This window comes from Pseudomonas oplopanacis (genome assembly GCF_057128725.1).
The window spans coordinates 789,358-805,858 of sequence record NZ_JBSKHV010000001.1 but is presented as its reverse complement, the minus strand read 5'-3'; the positions used below and the strand labels follow the sequence as shown (position 1 = coordinate 805,858).

Annotated in this window: 13 protein-coding genes; 9 read left to right on the top strand and 4 right to left on the bottom strand. The window is 58.7% G+C overall.

Annotated elements, in window-relative coordinates:
* Nucleotides 1-179 precede the first annotated feature (179 nt).
* Nucleotides 180-1,964: an ABC transporter transmembrane domain-containing protein gene (locus ACWKV5_RS03860; protein WP_483840323.1), complete on the top strand. Its 1,785-nt coding sequence runs from the start codon at nucleotides 180-182 to the stop codon at nucleotides 1,962-1,964.
* 70 nt (nucleotides 1,965-2,034) lie between these two features.
* Here ACWKV5_RS03860 and ACWKV5_RS03855 read toward each other — a convergent pair whose 3' ends face one another.
* A complete protein-coding gene (locus ACWKV5_RS03855) occupies nucleotides 2,035-3,963 on the bottom strand; it encodes a transglycosylase SLT domain-containing protein (protein ID WP_483840234.1) in 1,929 nt (642 codons plus the stop codon).
* A 213-nt stretch (nucleotides 3,964-4,176) separates the two neighbouring features.
* Here ACWKV5_RS03855 and ACWKV5_RS03850 point away from each other — a divergent pair, with 213 nt between their 5' ends.
* The gene (locus tag ACWKV5_RS03850) at nucleotides 4,177-6,096 is read left to right on the top strand and encodes an ATP-binding cassette domain-containing protein (protein WP_483840233.1); all 1,920 of its coding nucleotides are present in this window, start codon (nucleotides 4,177-4,179) and stop codon (nucleotides 6,094-6,096) included.
* A gap of 183 nt (nucleotides 6,097-6,279) precedes the next feature.
* Here the strand turns inward: ACWKV5_RS03850 and ACWKV5_RS03845 are convergent, their stop codons facing one another.
* On the bottom strand, nucleotides 6,280-6,717 hold the full coding sequence (locus ACWKV5_RS03845) for a universal stress protein (protein ID WP_483840232.1): 438 nt from the start codon (nucleotides 6,715-6,717) through the stop codon (nucleotides 6,280-6,282).
* Nucleotides 6,718-6,821: 104 nt separating this feature from the next.
* Here ACWKV5_RS03845 and ACWKV5_RS03840 point away from each other — a divergent pair, with 104 nt between their 5' ends.
* From ACWKV5_RS03840 to ACWKV5_RS03810, 7 genes are all read left to right on the top strand, one after another.
* Entirely contained in the window at nucleotides 6,822-7,259 is a 438-nt protein-coding gene (locus ACWKV5_RS03840) for a hypothetical protein (RefSeq protein WP_010456364.1), read from the top strand.
* Between the two features lie 538 nt (nucleotides 7,260-7,797).
* Nucleotides 7,798-9,945 carry a fatty acid oxidation complex subunit alpha FadB gene (gene fadB, locus ACWKV5_RS03835; RefSeq protein ID WP_027921690.1) on the top strand — a complete coding sequence of 716 codons (2,148 nt, stop codon included), beginning with the start codon at nucleotides 7,798-7,800 and terminating at the stop codon, nucleotides 9,943-9,945.
* Nucleotides 9,946-9,977: 32 nt separating this feature from the next.
* Nucleotides 9,978-11,153, top strand: coding sequence for an acetyl-CoA C-acyltransferase FadA (gene fadA, locus ACWKV5_RS03830; RefSeq protein ID WP_007944141.1), 1,176 nt, complete (start codon nucleotides 9,978-9,980; stop codon nucleotides 11,151-11,153).
* A 99-nt stretch (nucleotides 11,154-11,252) separates the two neighbouring features.
* On the top strand, nucleotides 11,253-11,489 hold the full coding sequence (locus ACWKV5_RS03825) for a DUF1653 domain-containing protein (RefSeq protein WP_007953059.1): 237 nt from the start codon (nucleotides 11,253-11,255) through the stop codon (nucleotides 11,487-11,489).
* A 114-nt stretch (nucleotides 11,490-11,603) separates the two neighbouring features.
* Nucleotides 11,604-14,231 carry a type I DNA topoisomerase gene (gene topA / locus ACWKV5_RS03820; protein WP_483840231.1) on the top strand — a complete coding sequence of 876 codons (2,628 nt, stop codon included), beginning with the start codon at nucleotides 11,604-11,606 and terminating at the stop codon, nucleotides 14,229-14,231.
* A 141-nt stretch (nucleotides 14,232-14,372) separates the two neighbouring features.
* Nucleotides 14,373-14,897, top strand: coding sequence for a DUF6586 family protein (locus tag ACWKV5_RS03815; protein WP_483840230.1), 525 nt, complete (start codon nucleotides 14,373-14,375; stop codon nucleotides 14,895-14,897).
* A gap of 152 nt (nucleotides 14,898-15,049) precedes the next feature.
* Nucleotides 15,050-15,283: a hypothetical protein gene (locus tag ACWKV5_RS03810; protein ID WP_027921686.1), complete on the top strand. Its 234-nt coding sequence runs from the start codon at nucleotides 15,050-15,052 to the stop codon at nucleotides 15,281-15,283.
* Between the two features lie 106 nt (nucleotides 15,284-15,389).
* On the opposite strand, the gene sulA is transcribed toward ACWKV5_RS03810, so the two are convergent.
* Together sulA and lexA are read right to left on the bottom strand one after the other, a co-directional pair.
* Nucleotides 15,390-15,863 carry an SOS-induced cell division inhibitor SulA gene (gene sulA / locus ACWKV5_RS03805; RefSeq protein ID WP_483840229.1) on the bottom strand — a complete coding sequence of 158 codons (474 nt, stop codon included), beginning with the start codon at nucleotides 15,861-15,863 and terminating at the stop codon, nucleotides 15,390-15,392.
* A 10-nt stretch (nucleotides 15,864-15,873) separates the two neighbouring features.
* Entirely contained in the window at nucleotides 15,874-16,482 is a 609-nt protein-coding gene (gene lexA, locus ACWKV5_RS03800) for a transcriptional repressor LexA (protein ID WP_007944149.1), read from the bottom strand.
* Nucleotides 16,483-16,501 lie beyond the last annotated feature (19 nt).

The following is a 16,501-nucleotide window of genomic DNA, read 5'->3' as shown; positions in this document are numbered from 1 at the left end:
TTTCCCGAACGGCAACGCCACTCCACCAGATATTTAAGTACGTTGCCACCCGGACTTTAGACCAATAGCGTCTAGCAGCTAGTCGTCCCGGTCATAATTAACCTGACTCATTATGATTTACAGAGTTCACCCGCTGGCCGTGTAGGCTGGCGATATCAATGGCGTACTGGATAACCCCGATGCTCTCTGCCCGTCACCGCCGCGCGATCCGCCTGACCCTTCGCTTTCTTGCGCCGTATCGCTGGCAAGCCTTTGGCGCCTTGCTCGCGTTGATTGTCACCGCCGGCATCACCTTGTCGATGGGGCAGGGCATTCGCCTGCTGGTGGATCAGGGGTTCATGACCCAGTCACCGCACCTGCTGAATCAATCCATCGGCTTGTTCATGGTGTTGGTGGTGGGATTGGCGATCGGCACCTTCGCGCGTTTTTATCTGGTGTCGTGGATCGGCGAGCGTGTGGTCGCAGATATCCGCCGGCAGGTGTTCAATCACCTGGTTTACCTGCATCCGGGGTTCTACGAAAACAATCGCAGTTCCGAAATCCAGTCGCGGCTGACCGCCGATACCACGTTGCTGCAATCGGTGATCGGTTCATCGTTGTCGCTGTTTCTGCGCAATCTGCTGATGGTCATCGGCGGGATTGTGTTGCTGTTTATCACCAACCCCAAACTCACCAGCATCGTGGTGATTGCATTGCCGCTGGTGATTGCCCCGATCCTGATTTTCGGCCGGCGGGTGCGCAATCTGTCGCGCCTGAGCCAGGACCGGATTGCCGATATCGGCAGTTATGTCTCCGAAACCCTCGGTCAGATCAAAACCGTGCAGGCCTACAACCATCAAGTCCAGGATGAGCAGCGCTTTGCCGTGACCGTGGAGCAGGCATTCGACACCGCGCGTAAACGCATCTTCCAGCGCGCCTGGTTGATCACGCTGGTGATCGTGCTGGTGCTGGGTGCTGTCGGCGTGATGCTTTGGGTCGGTGGCATGGACGTGATTGCCGGGCGGATCTCGGCCGGTGAACTGGCGGCGTTTGTTTTCTACAGCCTGATCGTCGGCAGCGCCTTTGGCACCTTGAGTGAAGTCATCGGTGAGTTGCAGCGAGCCGCAGGCGCGGCTGAGCGAATTGCCGAATTGCTGCGCTCGGAAAACATCATTCAGCCGCCAACTTCCGGCCTGGTGACCTTGCCGGAGCGGGTGAAGGGCGATCTGGTGCTACAGGACGTGCGTTTTTCCTATCCGTCGCGGCCTGAGAGTTACGCCGTCGACGGCTTGAATCTGTCCATTAACGCGGGCGAAACCCTTGCGCTGGTGGGGCCGTCCGGTGCGGGTAAATCCACGGTGTATGACTTGCTGCTGCGCTTTTACGATCCGGCCGCTGGGCAGATCCTGCTCGATGGCGTGCCGTTGACCCAGCTCGATCCACTCGACCTGCGCCGTTGCTTCGCGCTGGTTTCGCAAAATCCTGCGCTGTTCTTCGGCAGCATCGAAGAGAACATCCGCTACGGTAATCCGGGCGCCACCCTGGCTCAGGTTCAGGAAGCGGCAAAGATCGCTTATGCCCACGACTTCATCGAGCAAATGCCTCACGGTTACCAGACGCATCTGGGCGACGGCGGCCTCGGTTTGTCCGGTGGCCAACGCCAACGCCTGGCCATCGCTCGCGCATTGCTGGTGGACGCGCCGATCCTGCTGCTCGACGAAGCCACCAGCGCCCTCGATGCCCAGAGCGAACACCTGATCCAGCAAGCCCTGCCCAGCCTGATGAAAAACCGCACCACGCTGGTGATCGCCCACCGTTTGGCCACGGTGAAAAACGCCGACCGGATCGCGGTGATGGACCAAGGGAAACTGGTGGCGGTGGGGACGCATCAGGCGTTGATTGCGAGCAATGCGCTGTATGCGCGGTTGGCGGCGTTGCAGTTTAGTGATGGGCACAACACGGTTATCGACCCGGTTACCGACTAAGTCGAGCACCCAAAAAAATGCCCGCATCAACCGATGCGGGCATTTTTTTTGTCAGTGGGTAAAAACGGAATCACTGATCGTCAAAATACCGCTCATGCCAATCCACCAGCGGCTGTGGCGAATTGAGCTTCTGGCCGTAGATCACCGAGTACGACAGCACGTTCTGCACATACTGACGGGTTTCGTCGAACGGGATGCTTTCCACCCAGACGTCGAAGCTCAGGTGGTCTGCACCGCGCAGCCACTGACGCACACGGCCAGGGCCGGCGTTGTAGGCGGCGGAGGCGAGGACGCGGTTACCGTTGAACTGGGAATGGACCTGGCTCAGGTACGCGGCGCCGAGCTGGATGTTTTTGTCCGGGTCGAGCACTTGCTGCGGCGAGGCCAGCGGAATGCTGAACTTGCGTGCGGTTTCCTTGGCGGTGCCGGGCATCAATTGCATCAGGCCGCTGGCACCGACGCCGGAGCGGGCGTCGTCCATGAAGGCGCTTTCCTGGCGCGTGATCGCGAACACCCAGCTTGGATGCAGGCCGCGGACCTTGGCTTCACGGACCAGGGTTTCGCGGTGGGCCATCGGGAAGCGGATGTCCAGATCGTCCCAGTACTGCGCCTGGCTGATGGTGCGGATCGCCGGGAAATACCATTTCAGGTCATAGGCCAGTTTCGCTTGGGCGACCATCTCGTCACGGTTGAAGTGACGGCTGACGTAATACCACTCGCGACGACCATCGACGACCTGGCCGCGGGCGTGGAACTCCAGGGCTCGACGTATACCCGGCGTGTTGCGCACCTTGTTGATAGTGGCCTGGCTGAGTACCAGCGGTTTGTTGAGCAGCGAGTACGGTAGTTGCGAACGGTCGGCGGCAAGGAAACCATAGAAATCACGTTCGCGGGCAAGGCTCTTGTACAGCGTCTGCGCTTCCGGGTTTTGTGGTTGCGCCAGCTCAAGGGTGCGAGCCTGCCAGTAGCGCCAGCGGTTGGTGGTCGCCAGGTCCTGTGGCAAGCGGCGAGACAACTGATAGGCATCGTCCCAGCGAGCCAGGCGAAGCAGCAGGCGCAGGCGCCATTCGGACACGGTGTTGTCGCGCAGTTCCGGGTCGTACTTGGTCATGACATCGAGCGCGCGAGCATCATAGCGTCGCGCCAGCGTCAGGCCGATTTCGCGGGCGATTGCCACTTTTTCATCGCGGGAGAAGTGCATGCTGCTGGCATAACCGTCCAGCAGGTCCATAGCCTTGTCCGGGTCCTGCTTGGCCAGGCGGCGCAGGCCGAGGCTGACCACGTCGGACATCGGTTCGTCAGCCGGGGTGAAGCGCGAAGGCTGGTTGAGCAGCTCGGGTTTTTGCGCCACATCAATCAGCAGCCGACCGCGCGGAGCGAGGGTGGTCAGGCCGCTAACCAGACTGTTGGCCAGCGGATAATTGCGCGCCTGGGCAGCAAGCTTGGTGCGCTCCCAGCGTTTTTGTTCGGTCAATTGACCTTCGGCAGCCCATTGCCCGAACAGCGCATCGCAGGCAGCCGGTTGGGATTTTCCGGTCAGCCACAGTTTGTTGGCGTTGGCATAGCCTTCGGCCTTCTGGTTGTGGCCAATCTGATACTGCGCGTTCAGGCAGTCCAGTTCGGTGAAGTTGAGCTTGGGGTCGTAATACTTGACGAAGGTCGCCCAGTCGCCGCGGTCGGCCAGCCAGCGCAGCCAGCGCAATTTCATCCAGTTGGCTTGCGGCAGGTCACCATGGTCGGCGAGGAATTTCTCGATTTCGGCATTGCTGGCGGTTTTCAGGCGAGCGGTCAACTCGTCATAGGCCAGGTACGGCTCCAGCGGGTAATCACTGAGGGCCTGGCTGTAGCGAAAGTAAGGACCGGTATCGCCTTTGGCCAGGGCGCGCTTGGCTTCATCGTAATATTGGCGCTGGGTGGACAGGTCCACCGCCTGGGCTGATTGAACGGCAGTGGCAGAAAGAAGCAGGCAAGATAAAAGACTGAAAAGGCGACTGCGCATGAGACGTCCGGGCAGAGAAATCATGACAAGTGCGGGGATTGCCCGCACTGAATAATCTGTAGCTTAGCCTTTTGCCAGCAACGGGCGAAAGCTTTGCAGGCCTGTCAGCCCAAGTTCGTAACATTTGTTATGCAGAGTGCTTCGAGAGTGAAATTGCCGGCCTTCTGAAGCCTCAAGTCAGGTAGAATGCGCGCCCGGTTTTTGGAGAAGCTCATGACCCTGCTCAAATTCAGCGATGTGTCCCTTGCTTTCGGCGCTATGCCGTTGTTGGACAAGGTGTCCTGGCAGATCGCCCGTGGTGAGCGGGTGTGCATCATCGGCCGCAATGGCACTGGCAAGTCCAGCATGATGAAGCTCGTCAAGGGCGACCAGAAGCCCGATGAGGGCTCCGTTTGGCGTGCACCTGGCCTCAAGATTGGCGAATTGCCGCAAGAATTGCCGGTAGCCGACGAGCGGACCGTGTTCGACGTGGTTGCCGAAGGCCTGGACGGCGTGGGCGAGCTGCTCGCGCAGTATCACCACCTGAGCCAGAACATCGTCACCGACGCCGACCTGGACAAGCTGATGCACGTCCAGCACGACCTCGAAGCCCGCGATGGCTGGCGTTTGCAGCAACTGGTCGACAGCACATTGAGCCGTCTGCAGTTGCCAGCCGACAAGACCCTCGCCGAATTGTCCGGCGGCTGGCGTCGTCGCGTCCTGCTGGCTCAGGCCCTGGTTTCCGAACCGGATCTGTTGCTGCTCGACGAACCGACCAACCACTTGGACATCGGTGCCATCGCCTGGCTTGAAGAAGCGTTGAAGGATTTCCAGGGCGCCGTGCTGTTTATCACGCACGACCGTTCATTCCTGCAAAACCTCGCGACCCGCATCCTCGAGCTGGACCGCGGTGGCCTGATCGACTGGAACGGCGACTACGCCAGTTTCCTCGTGCACAAAGAAGCGTCCCTGGCCGCTGAAGAAACCGCCAACGCGCTGTTCGACAAGAAGCTGGCCCAGGAAGAAGTCTGGATCCGCCAGGGCATCAAGGCCCGTCGCACCCGTAACGAAGGCCGTGTTCGCGCATTGAAAGCCTTGCGCGTTGAGCGAAGCGAGCGTCGTGAGCGCACTGGCAAGGCCAACATTCAGCTAGATACCGCTGACAAGTCCGGCAAGCAGGTGATGGTCCTCGAGAACGTGAGCTTTGCTCACCCGGGCGGCCCGTTCCTGATCAAGGACTTCTCGATGGTCCTGACGCGCGGCGACCGTATCGGTCTGCTCGGCGCCAACGGTACCGGCAAGACCACGCTGTTGAAGCTGATGCTCAGCGGTCTGCAGCCAACCAGCGGCACAGTGGAAGAAGGGACGCGCATCGACGTGGCCTACTTCGACCAGTTGCGCCATCAGTTGGACCTGGAAAAGACCGTGATCGACAACGTGGCCGAAGGTCGCGACTTCATCGATATCGATGGTCAGAGCCGTCACGTGCTGAGCTACCTCGGCGACTTCCTGTTCAGCCCTCAGCGTGCCCGCACGCCGGTCAAGGCGCTGTCCGGTGGTGAGCGTGCCCGTCTGTTGCTGGCCAAACTGTTCAGCAAGCCGGCGAACCTGTTGGTCCTCGACGAACCGACCAACGACCTCGACGTTGAAACCCTCGAACTGCTGGAAGAGGTCTTGCTGACCTTCAACGGCACCGTGTTGATGGTCAGTCACGACCGGGCATTCCTCGACAACGTGGTCACCAGCACCCTGGTCTTCGAAGGTGAAGGCAAGGTTCGCGAATACGTCGGTGGTTATCAGGACTGGCTGCGTCAGGGCGGCTCGCCGCGCCTGCTGGGCGTGACCGAGAGCAAATCCGGCAAAGCCGACCTGACCTCCGCGGTGGTTGCGGCTGAGGCTGCGCCTGTCGTTGCTACTGCTGAAGCGCCGCTGGCGAAGAAGAAGTTGAGCTACAAGCATCAGCGTGAGCTGGAAATGCTGCCGGCCCAGATCGAAGCCATGGAACAGCAGATCGCGGCGGTTGAAGCGCAAATGGCCGATGCCGGTTTCTACCAGCGTCCTGCTGCCGAAACGGCTGCGGTGATTGCGCAGTTGGAACAGTTGCAGGCCGAGCTGGACGTGATGGTCGAGCGCTGGGCCGAACTGGATGCCTGATTGATCCCGTAACAAAAAAGCCCGGCGTTCAGTGATGAGCGCCGGGCTTTTCGTATGGAATGCGATCTACTGCTCGCTGTAGATCTCCTGTAGGAGTGAGCCTGCTCGCGATGAGGTCGTATCAGTCGATATCAATGTTGACTGGCAGGGCGCCTTAGCGAGCAGGCTCGCTCCCACAAAGGGTTAGCGTTTGACCAGGTGCACCGCGAGCACATCGCATGGCGCGCCGTGCAGCACGTCATTGGCGGTTGAGCCCAGCAGCAATGCCAGGCCGTGTCGACCATGGCTGCCCACCACGATCAGGTCGCAAGTCTGTTCCTTGGCCAGATGGTGAATCTCCTGGCGCGGCTGGCCGTAAGTCAGGTGGCTGTATTCCTTGGAGAGTTCCGGATACTTCACAATCAGCCGGTCCAGGCGCTCCTTGGCCTGATCGAACTGCTGTTGTTGCAGTTGTGACAGGTCCATCGGGACGTCGCCGCCAAAGGCCATGGCCATTGGCTCGACAATGTGCACCAGGGACAACTTCGCCCCGTTGCTCACAGACAGCTCGCGAGCGCGGTGGATGACAGGGTCGCACTCTTCGGTTAGATCTACAGCGACCAGAATATGGTTGTAGGGCATGAGGTGCTCCTCCTGAGGATTGCAATATTGGTAAGTATGGCTGGTTTCAAGCGCAATGGTTCCAAAGTGACCCAAAGCGCCCATCAAGAATCGGGAGTACAGATATGACGGTCTGGATAGTGGTGTCAATCCTGCTGGTGGTGTTGAGTCCACTGGCGTGGTTGCGACCGTCGCGTGGTCAGAGCGGGCGCATGGCCCTGCGAATGGAGGCGCGACGCATCGGCCTGGCCATGCAGCTGGCGCCTCAGGAGTGGCCGCACTGGCTGAGCCAGGAGCCGCCGAGCCCGTGTGCGCAGTATCATCGGCCGCGCCGTGGCAATCAGCCGGCGTGCTGGAGCTACTGGCAAAAATCACCGGGTGTGTGGGTGAATCAGTGGCAGGAGATATGTGAGGATCGAGCCTTGCTCAATCATTTCGAAAAATTGCCAGCCAATGTCTACAAGGTCGAGGCTGACAAGCAGATGATCACCTTGTATTGGGGCGAGAAGGGCGAGGCGACCGTTTTGCAGGACATTGACGCCGTGCTCAAAGCGCTGGCGTGAAATGAGAGCGTTGCGCTCTGCAAGGGCGCGCAATGCGGACAGACAGGCAATAAAAAGCCCGACATCATCATCGGGCTGGGGTTGGCCAGGCAGGCCGGTAATTCGCTGTAGGGCTGATCTTACGCCGGGCATTCGCCCCGCGCGTTCATCTTTTTTCTTCAAGTCCATGCCAGCGTAGCTTGTTAAACGCGGGCTGCAGCGAATTAGGGCGACTTTTCTAACTATTGATTCTATGAATGAGTTCACATGCATCTGCGTGTTGAAGATCTTCGCAGTACGGAAGTGACCGCAAAGTCGCGTTTCAACCCGTATTTTGGGCGATTGACAATTGTCGGAAATTCCGTGAAGGTGGCGTACCCAAATCAAACGGGCGTATGAATTGAGCGTTTGTATTTCAGATCGCTCCTACAGAATCCCGACTATCGCGTTGGAGGGTGTGCCGGGTGGATTGGCGTAGCATTGACGTTTAACGTCCTGCCGAGCCATTCGCCTGCGTCCGACGTGTACTGTTCAGCTTCCATATCGTGGAGATCAGTTGATGATTTACGAAGGTAAAGCCATCACGGTTAAGGCTCTTGAAAGTGGCATCGTCGAATTGAAATTCGACCTCAAGGGTGAGTCCGTCAACAAGTTCAACCGTCTAACCCTGAACGAACTGCGTCAGGCTGTGGACACCATCAAGGCAGATGCTTCGATCAAGGGCGTGATCGTCAGCAGTGGCAAGGACGTATTCATCGTCGGCGCCGACATCACCGAATTTGTCGAGAACTTCAAGCTGCCTGATGCCGAGCTCGTTGCTGGCAATCTGGAAGCCAACAAGATTTTCAGCGATTTCGAAGACCTCAACGTCCCGACTGTCGCCGCGATCAACGGCATCGCCCTGGGTGGTGGTCTGGAGATGTGCCTGGCGGCGGATTACCGCGTCATGTCCACCAAGGCCAAGATCGGTCTGCCGGAAGTCAAACTGGGCATCTACCCAGGCTTCGGCGGTACCGTGCGTCTGCCGCGCCTGATCGGTGCCGACAACGCCATCGAGTGGATCGCCGCTGGTAAGGAAAACCGTCCTGAAGACGCGCTGAAAGTCGGCGCAGTGGACGCAGTGGTTGCGCCTGAGAAGCTGCAGGAAGCGGCCCTTGAGCTGATCAAACGCGCCATTTCCGGCGAGTTTGACTACAAGGCCAAGCGTCAACCGAAGCTGGAAAAGCTGAAGCTGAACGCAATCGAACAAATGATGGCTTTCGAAACCGCCAAAGGTTTCGTCGCCGGTCAGGCTGGCCCGAACTACCCGGCGCCGGTTGAAGCGATCAAGACCATCCAGAAAGCCGCGAACTTCGGTCGCGATAAAGCGCTGGAAGTCGAAGCCGCCGGTTTCGTCAAGCTGGCCAAGACCTCTGCCGCGCAGAGCTTGATCGGTCTGTTCCTGAATGATCAGGAGCTGAAGAAAAAGGCCAAGGCCTACGACGAAATCGCCAAAGACGTGAAGCAGGCTGCCGTACTGGGCGCCGGCATCATGGGTGGCGGTATCGCTTATCAGTCGGCCTCCAAAGGTACGCCGATCCTGATGAAGGACATCAACGAGCACGGCATCGAGCAAGGCCTGGCTGAAGCCGCCAAGCTGCTGGTCGGTCGCGTTGATAAAGGTCGCATGACCGCAGCGAAAATGGCTGAAGTGCTCAACGGCATTCGTCCGACCCTGTCCTACGGTGATTTCGGTCACGTGGACCTGGTGGTTGAAGCAGTCGTCGAAAACCCTAAGGTCAAGCAAGCCGTACTGGCCGAAGTCGAAGACAAGGTCAAAGAGGACACCATCCTCGCGTCCAACACCTCGACCATTTCCATCACCTTGCTGGCCAAGGCCCTCAAGCGTCCGGAAAACTTCGTCGGCATGCACTTCTTCAACCCGGTGCACATGATGCCGCTGGTTGAAGTGATTCGTGGCGAGAAGTCCAGCGAGCTGGCTGTTGCCACCACCGTTGCCTACGCCAAGAAAATGGGCAAGAACCCGATCGTCGTCAACGACTGCCCGGGCTTCCTGGTCAACCGCGTACTGTTCCCGTACTTCGGCGGTTTCGCCAAACTGGTCAGCGCCGGTGTGGACTTCGTCCGTATCGACAAGGTCATGGAAAAATTCGGCTGGCCAATGGGCCCGGCGTACCTGATGGACGTGGTCGGCATCGACACCGGTCACCACGGTCGCGACGTGATGGCTGAAGGCTTTCCGGACCGTATGAAAGACGACCGCCGTACCGCGATCGACGTGCTCTACGAAGCCAAGCGCCTGGGCCAGAAGAACGGCAAGGGCTTCTACGCCTACGAGACCGACAAGCGCGGCAAGCAGAAGAAAGTTGCCGATCCATCGGTACTGGAAGTGCTCAAGCCGATCGTTTACGAGCAGCGCGAAGTCACTGACGAAGACATCATCAACTGGATGATGATCCCGCTGTGCCTGGAAACCGTGCGTTGCCTGGAAGACGGCATCGTCGAAACCGCTGCCGAAGCCGACATGGGTCTGGTCTACGGTATTGGTTTCCCTCCATTCCGTGGCGGTGCGCTGCGCTACATCGATTCGATCGGTGTTGCCGAGTTCGTTGCCCTGGCTGACCAGTACGCTGATTTGGGCGCGCTGTACCACCCGACCGCAAAACTGCGTGAAATGGCCAAAACCGGCCAACGGTTCTTCGGTTAAGCGTCCCAACACTTGAGCGAGAGTGAAATTTTATGAGCTTGAATCCAAGAGACGTCGTGATTGTCGACTTCGGTCGTACTCCGATGGGCCGCTCCAAGGGCGGCATGCACCGCAACACCCGCGCCGAAGACATGTCGGCGCACCTGATCAGCAAATTGCTGGAACGCAACGTCAAGGTTGACCCGAACGAAGTCGAAGACGTGATCTGGGGCTGCGTAAACCAGACCCTGGAACAGGGCTGGAACATCGCGCGCATGGCGTCCCTGATGACTCAGATCCCGCACACTGCTGCCGGTCAGACCGTAAGCCGTCTGTGTGGCTCGTCGATGAGCGCACTGCACACTGCCGCGCAAGCGATCATGACCGGCAACGGTGACGTGTTCGTCGTCGGCGGCGTCGAGCATATGGGTCACGTGAGCATGATGCACGGTGTCGATCCGAACCCGCACATGTCCCTGTACGCGGCGAAAGCCTCGGGCATGATGGGCCTGACCGCTGAAATGCTGGGCAAGATGCACGGCATCACTCGCGAACAACAGGACGCTTTCGGCGTGCGCTCCCACCAGCTCGCCCACAAGGCGACGCTGGAAGGCAAGTTCAAAGACGAAATCATCCCGATGCAGGGCTACGACGAGAACGGTTTCCTGAAACTGTTCGATTACGACGAAACCATTCGTCCGGAAACCACCCTGGAAAGCCTGGCGGCTCTGAAGCCAGCGTTTAACCCGAAGGGCGGCACCGTAACAGCAGGTACTTCGTCGCAAATCACCGACGGCGCTTCGTGCATGATCGTGATGTCGGCGCAGCGTGCTCAGGACCTGGGCATCCAGCCTATGGCCGTGATCCGTTCGATGGCAGTGGCAGGTGTGGACCCGGCAATCATGGGCTATGGTCCAGTACCGGCTACACAAAAAGCACTGAAACGCGCGGGCCTTGGCATTAACGATATCGACTTCTTCGAGCTCAACGAAGCTTTCGCTGCACAGGCCCTGCCAGTGCTGAAAGATCTGAAAGTTCTCGACAAGATGAACGAGAAGGTTAACCTGCACGGCGGCGCAATCGCCCTGGGTCACCCGTTCGGTTGCTCCGGTGCACGTATCTCCGGCACGCTGTTGAACGTGATGAAGCAAAATGGCGGCACCTTCGGGGTGGCTACCATGTGCATTGGTCTCGGCCAAGGCATCTCCACCGTCTTCGAACGCGTTTAAGCGATCCGTTGACGGAAGCCGGGGCCAAGTGCCCCGGTTTTTGTTTTTCTGAATTTATTTTTGTTTTTATTTTGAAAAGATTTGAGTGAGGGCCAAACCATGCCGATACAACCTGGGCTCTACCAACATTACAAAGGTCCGCAGTACCGCGTATTCAGTGTTGCGCGGCATTCGGAAACCGAAGAAGAAGTAGTCTTCTACCAAGCCCTGTATGGCGATTACGGCTTTTGGGTGCGTCCCTTGAGCATGTTCCTGGAGTCGGTCGAAGTTGACGGCGAACAGGTGCCACGCTTTGCTTTGGTGCAAGCCGAACCGAGCCTTTTTTCGAAGCCATAAGCTGAGTGCGCGCAAAACCCTGCGCTTGACCTCACCTTGTAGCCACTATATATAGCGGTGCCGCGTCAGGCGCCAACCGCCTTTCACTTCTAGAATTCAGGAATTTTCTGATCCATGGGCAAATCGCTGGTCATTGTGGAATCCCCGGCTAAGGCCAAGACCATCAACAAGTATCTGGGTAACCAATACGTGGTGAAGTCGAGTATCGGCCATATCCGAGACCTGCCCACCAGCGGTTCGGCTAGCGCCAGCAAAGAGCCAGCCGCCAAGCGCGGCAAGGCTGCCGCGGGTGAAGGTCCGGTGCTCACGCCGAAAGAGAAAGCGCGCAAGCAGCTGGTCTCGCGCATGGGTGTCGATCCCGATCATGGCTGGAAAGCCAAGTACGAGATCCTCCCGGGCAAGGAAAAAGTCATCGAAGAGCTGCGCCGGCTCGCCAAAGATGCTGACACCATCTATCTCGCAACCGACTTGGACCGCGAGGGGGAAGCCATTGCCTGGCACCTGCGCGAAGCCATCGGTGGTGACGACAGCCGCTACAAGCGCGTGGTGTTCAACGAAATCACCAAGAAGGCGATTCAGGAAGCCTTCTCCAAACCGGGCGAGCTGGACATCGACCGTGTAAATGCCCAGCAGGCGCGTCGTTTCCTCGACCGCGTGGTGGGTTACATGGTTTCGCCGCTGCTGTGGGCCAAGATCGCCCGTGGCCTGTCCGCCGGTCGCGTGCAGTCGGTTGCCGTAAAACTGGTGGTTGAGCGCGAACGCGAAATCCGTGCGTTCAACCCGGAAGAATACTGGGAAGTCCACGCTGACCTCGGCACCGCCAAGGGCGCGACTGTGCGCTTTGACGTAGCGCGTGAGAAAGGCGAGGCCTTCAAGCCGCTGAACGAAGCCCAGGCCATGGCCGCGCTGGAAAAGCTCAAGGCTTCCAGCTACAGCATCGCCAAGCGCGAAGACAAACCGACCAGCAGCAAGCCGTCGGCCCCGTTCATCACGTCCACGTTGCAACAGGCTGCGAGCAACCGCCTGGGCTTCGGCGTGAAGAAAACCATGATGATGGCCCAGCGTCTGTACGAAGCCGGCTACATCACTTACATGCGTACCGACTCCACCAACCTCTCGGCCGATGCCGTGACGATGGCGCGCACTTATATTGAAGGCGAGTTCGGCAAGAAGTACCTGCCGGAAACCCCGAACGTCTACAGCAGCAAGGAAGGCGCACAAGAGGCTCACGAAGCGATTCGTCCCTCCGATGCCAATACCGAGCCAAGCAAGCTGTCGGGCATGGAGCGTGATGCAGAGCGGCTCTACGAGCTGATCTGGCGCCAGTTCCTCGCTTGCCAGATGCTGCCGGCACAATACCTGTCGACCACTGTCACCGTGGGTGCTGGCGATTTCGAGCTGCGTGCCAAGGGCCGCATCCTGAAGTTCGACGGTTACACCCGTGTCATGCCGCAAATCGCCAAGCCGGGCGACGACGATGTGCTGCCAGACATGGCTCAGGGCGACGCGATGAAGCTGATCAAGCTTGATCCGACCCAGCACTTCACCAAGCCGCCTGCGCGTTATTCGGAAGCGAGCCTGGTTAAAGAAATGGAAAAACGCGGCATCGGTCGTCCTTCGACCTATGCGGCGATCATTTCGACTATCCAGGACCGCGGCTACGTCGCGCTGCACAACCGTCGTTTCTATTCGGAAAAGATGGGTGACATCGTCACCGAGCGTCTGTCCGAGAGCTTCTCCAACCTCATGGACTACGGCTTCACCGCCGGCATGGAAGAGAACCTCGATGACGTGGCCCAGGGCGAGCGCGACTGGAAAAACGTGCTGGACGAGTTCTACGGTGACTTCAAGAAGAAGCTCGAAGTTGCCGAAAGCGCCGAAAACGGCATGCGCGCCAACCAGCCGGTCATGACCGACATTCCGTGCCTGACCTGCGGCCGTCCAATGCAGATTCGTACGGCCTCGACCGGCGTGTTCCTCGGCTGCTCGGGCTACAGCCTGCCGCCGAAAGAACGCTGCAAGGCCACCGTCAACCTGGTGCCGGGTGATGAAATCGCCGCGGACGACGAAGGTGAGTCGGAATCCCTGGTGTTGCGTGGCAAGCATCGCTGCCCGATCTGCAGCACGGCGATGGACGCTTACCTGCTCGATGAGAAGCGCAAGCTGCACATCTGCGGTAACAACCCGGATTGCTCGGGCTACGAAATCGAAGAGGGCACCTATCGCATCAAAGGCTATGAAGGTCCGAGCCTGGAATGTGACAAGTGCGGCAGCGAGATGCAGCTCAAGACCGGCCGTTTCGGCAAGTTCTTCGGTTGCACCAACGCGACCTGCAAGAACACCCGCAAACTGCTGAAGAGCGGTGACGCGGCGCCGCCGAAGATGGACCCGGTGAAGATGCCTGAGCTGAAATGCGAAAAGGTCAACGACACCTACATCCTGCGCGACGGTGCTTCCGGCCTGTTCCTGGCGGCCAGCCAATTCCCGAAAAACCGCGAGACTCGTGCTCCGCTGGTCATGGAAATTGTGCCGCACAAGGATGAGATCGATCCGAAGTACCACTTCCTCTGCGAAGCGCCGAAGAAAGACCCGGACGGTCTCCCTTCCGTGATCCGTTATAGCCGCAAGACCAAAGAGCAGTATGTGCAGACAGAAGTCGACGGTAAGCCGACTGGCTGGAAGGCTTACTACGACGGCGGCAAGTGGACGGTTGAAGACAAGCGTCCGGCAGCCAAGGCTTAAAAAGAGCTGTACACAAAAGGCCGCATGACAACCCTCGGGTTTTCATGCGGCCTTTTTGTTTTGTGCTTGCGGTCGCCTCGGGTGATCCACGACACTGTCTGACCTGCGTGAAGCAATTATTTCGTTGTGGAGGCTGCCGTCATGGCCCACGAACTTTATACCCGTACCAATCAGAAGATTTATTTCGCCGGCCTGTCGCTGGAAGCGCTCGCCAAGGCCGAAGAGGGGCGGGCAATGAACTCGCTGGCGCTGATCCAGGCTGGGCGTGAATCGGCGTTGTTTCACTTGTACGGTGCCCTGCTGGGGCTGTGCCATGAGATCGCCGGGTTCTATCGCTTGCCGCAGGCCAATGCGCCTCGAGCTGAGCTGTTGCTGACTCGCGAAGTCCTCGAATCCATCGCGATTCCTGAGATGGCGGAGATGGTCGAGCTCGCACAAAACCCTGAAACCTGGTTGGCCAAGTTGTTGGCGGCCCATGCGGCGTTGTTTCAACCACCCCGCGCGCCGCACAAGCCTAAAGGCGACGTAACTCAGCCGCTGATCCTGGCCGTTAACCTGGATGCAGAAGAGGCGCCGGAAGAGTTGAGCCGAGAAGAACTGGAGAGTTGGCGTCAGAACCTGAAAGGGCTGGCGATCCGGTTTCGCGAAGGATTGAACGAGTGCTGAAGGACTAAGCGCAAAGACGGATGCTCCGACAGGGTGTCCGCTCAGGGATGAGTGCAAAAAGATATTTCATTGCCATGACATCTGGTCAACTTGCTGAGCGAAGCCTGACCGATGCCTATATAATCCCCGCCTTTCGTGGAGAACAGACCTTTATGCCAACGTCCTTTCTAGAAATTGTCGAGTTACCAGACGGCCGTATCGAGCTGCGCAGGGCCGAGGACGAGGGTTCTCTGGTTACTTTGGATTTCTCCGAGGATGCCAAGGCGTTCCTGCAAGGCCAATACGTGGAAGTCGCCAAAGCGATGTTAAGCGTCGGCGTTCAGATGGCAGGACGCCTGGTTGAAGGCGAATTTGAAAAGGATCAGGGCACTCGCGTCCTTCATTGATCCCGCCCGTCGGTTTTTACGGACAACGCTACAGGTCGGCTTCTCTATCCTTGGAGAAGCCTCGCGCAGATCAAGGCGCGCATTGTTTGTCAGTTAAGTTTCTCAGTTAACCCAATCGAATATTCAGGCTCTGTGCGTCCCCGGTCCGGGCGGCGCTGATCAACTGTTGCCGTGAGGCCGTGCTCAATGGGTTGAGCCAGCTGACCACTGTGTGGCTGCGGCCCAGACGCAAGGCTTCGCAGGTCAGCTGCTGGGCGCTTTGGGCGCCGCGAGGTTGCAGCAGCAGGATACGTTCGCGATTGAGACCGGCGTCCCGCAGCCAGGCCTGTGTCAGGCTAGCTGGCGGGGCAATCAGTGTCAGCCAGCGTGCGTCCTGGTCCTGACTCAATTCCCTCAGAATCGGTGCCAGAAGGTTCAGGCAGTTTCCCGCTGCACCACGTAGCGACAGCTCACTGAAGACTTCGGGCTCGGCGCTCCAAGGCGACTCGACCACGTCTTTCAGGATCGGCGCCAGGGGTTGCGCCATGAATGCCTCGAACAGTGGCAGTTGGGCTTGCTGTGATGTGTGTGGGAACTGCATAAAGCCTCCTTTAGCGGCGAATCACGCCGACACTCAAGCCTTCAATCACCAGTTCCTGATCTTTCAGGTTCACTTCGATAGGGGCAAATTCAGGGTTTTCGGCAATCAACCAGACCTTGCTGCCATCACGCTTGAAGCGCTTGACCGTCACTTCGTCGCCGATACGCGCGACCACGATCTGGCCGTTACGGGCTTCACGCGTGGTGTGTACGGCCAGCAGGTCGCCGTCGAAAATACCGACGTCCTTCATGCTCATGCCGTGAACACGCAGTAAATAGTCGGCGCGCGGATGGAAGAAAGCAGGGTTGATGTTGCAGGACTCTTCGATGTGCTGCTGGGCCAGAATGGGAGCGCCGGCAGCCACTCGACCAATAATTGGCAGGGTGGACTCGTCAGCCTTGGCTTCGAAGCCTGGAATACGAATGCCGCGGGAAGCGCCCGGGGTCATCTCGATGGCACCTTTGCGGGCCAGCGCCTTAAGGTGTTCTTCCGCTGCGTTGGGTGACTTGAAACCCAGTTCCTGAGCGATTTCCGCGCGGGTCGGCGGGTAGCCGTTGTCTTCGAGGCAGCGTTTGATGAAGGCCAGAATCTCTGCTTGGCGTGGCGTCAGCTTTAGCATTGTGGTCGCTCTGTCTTTT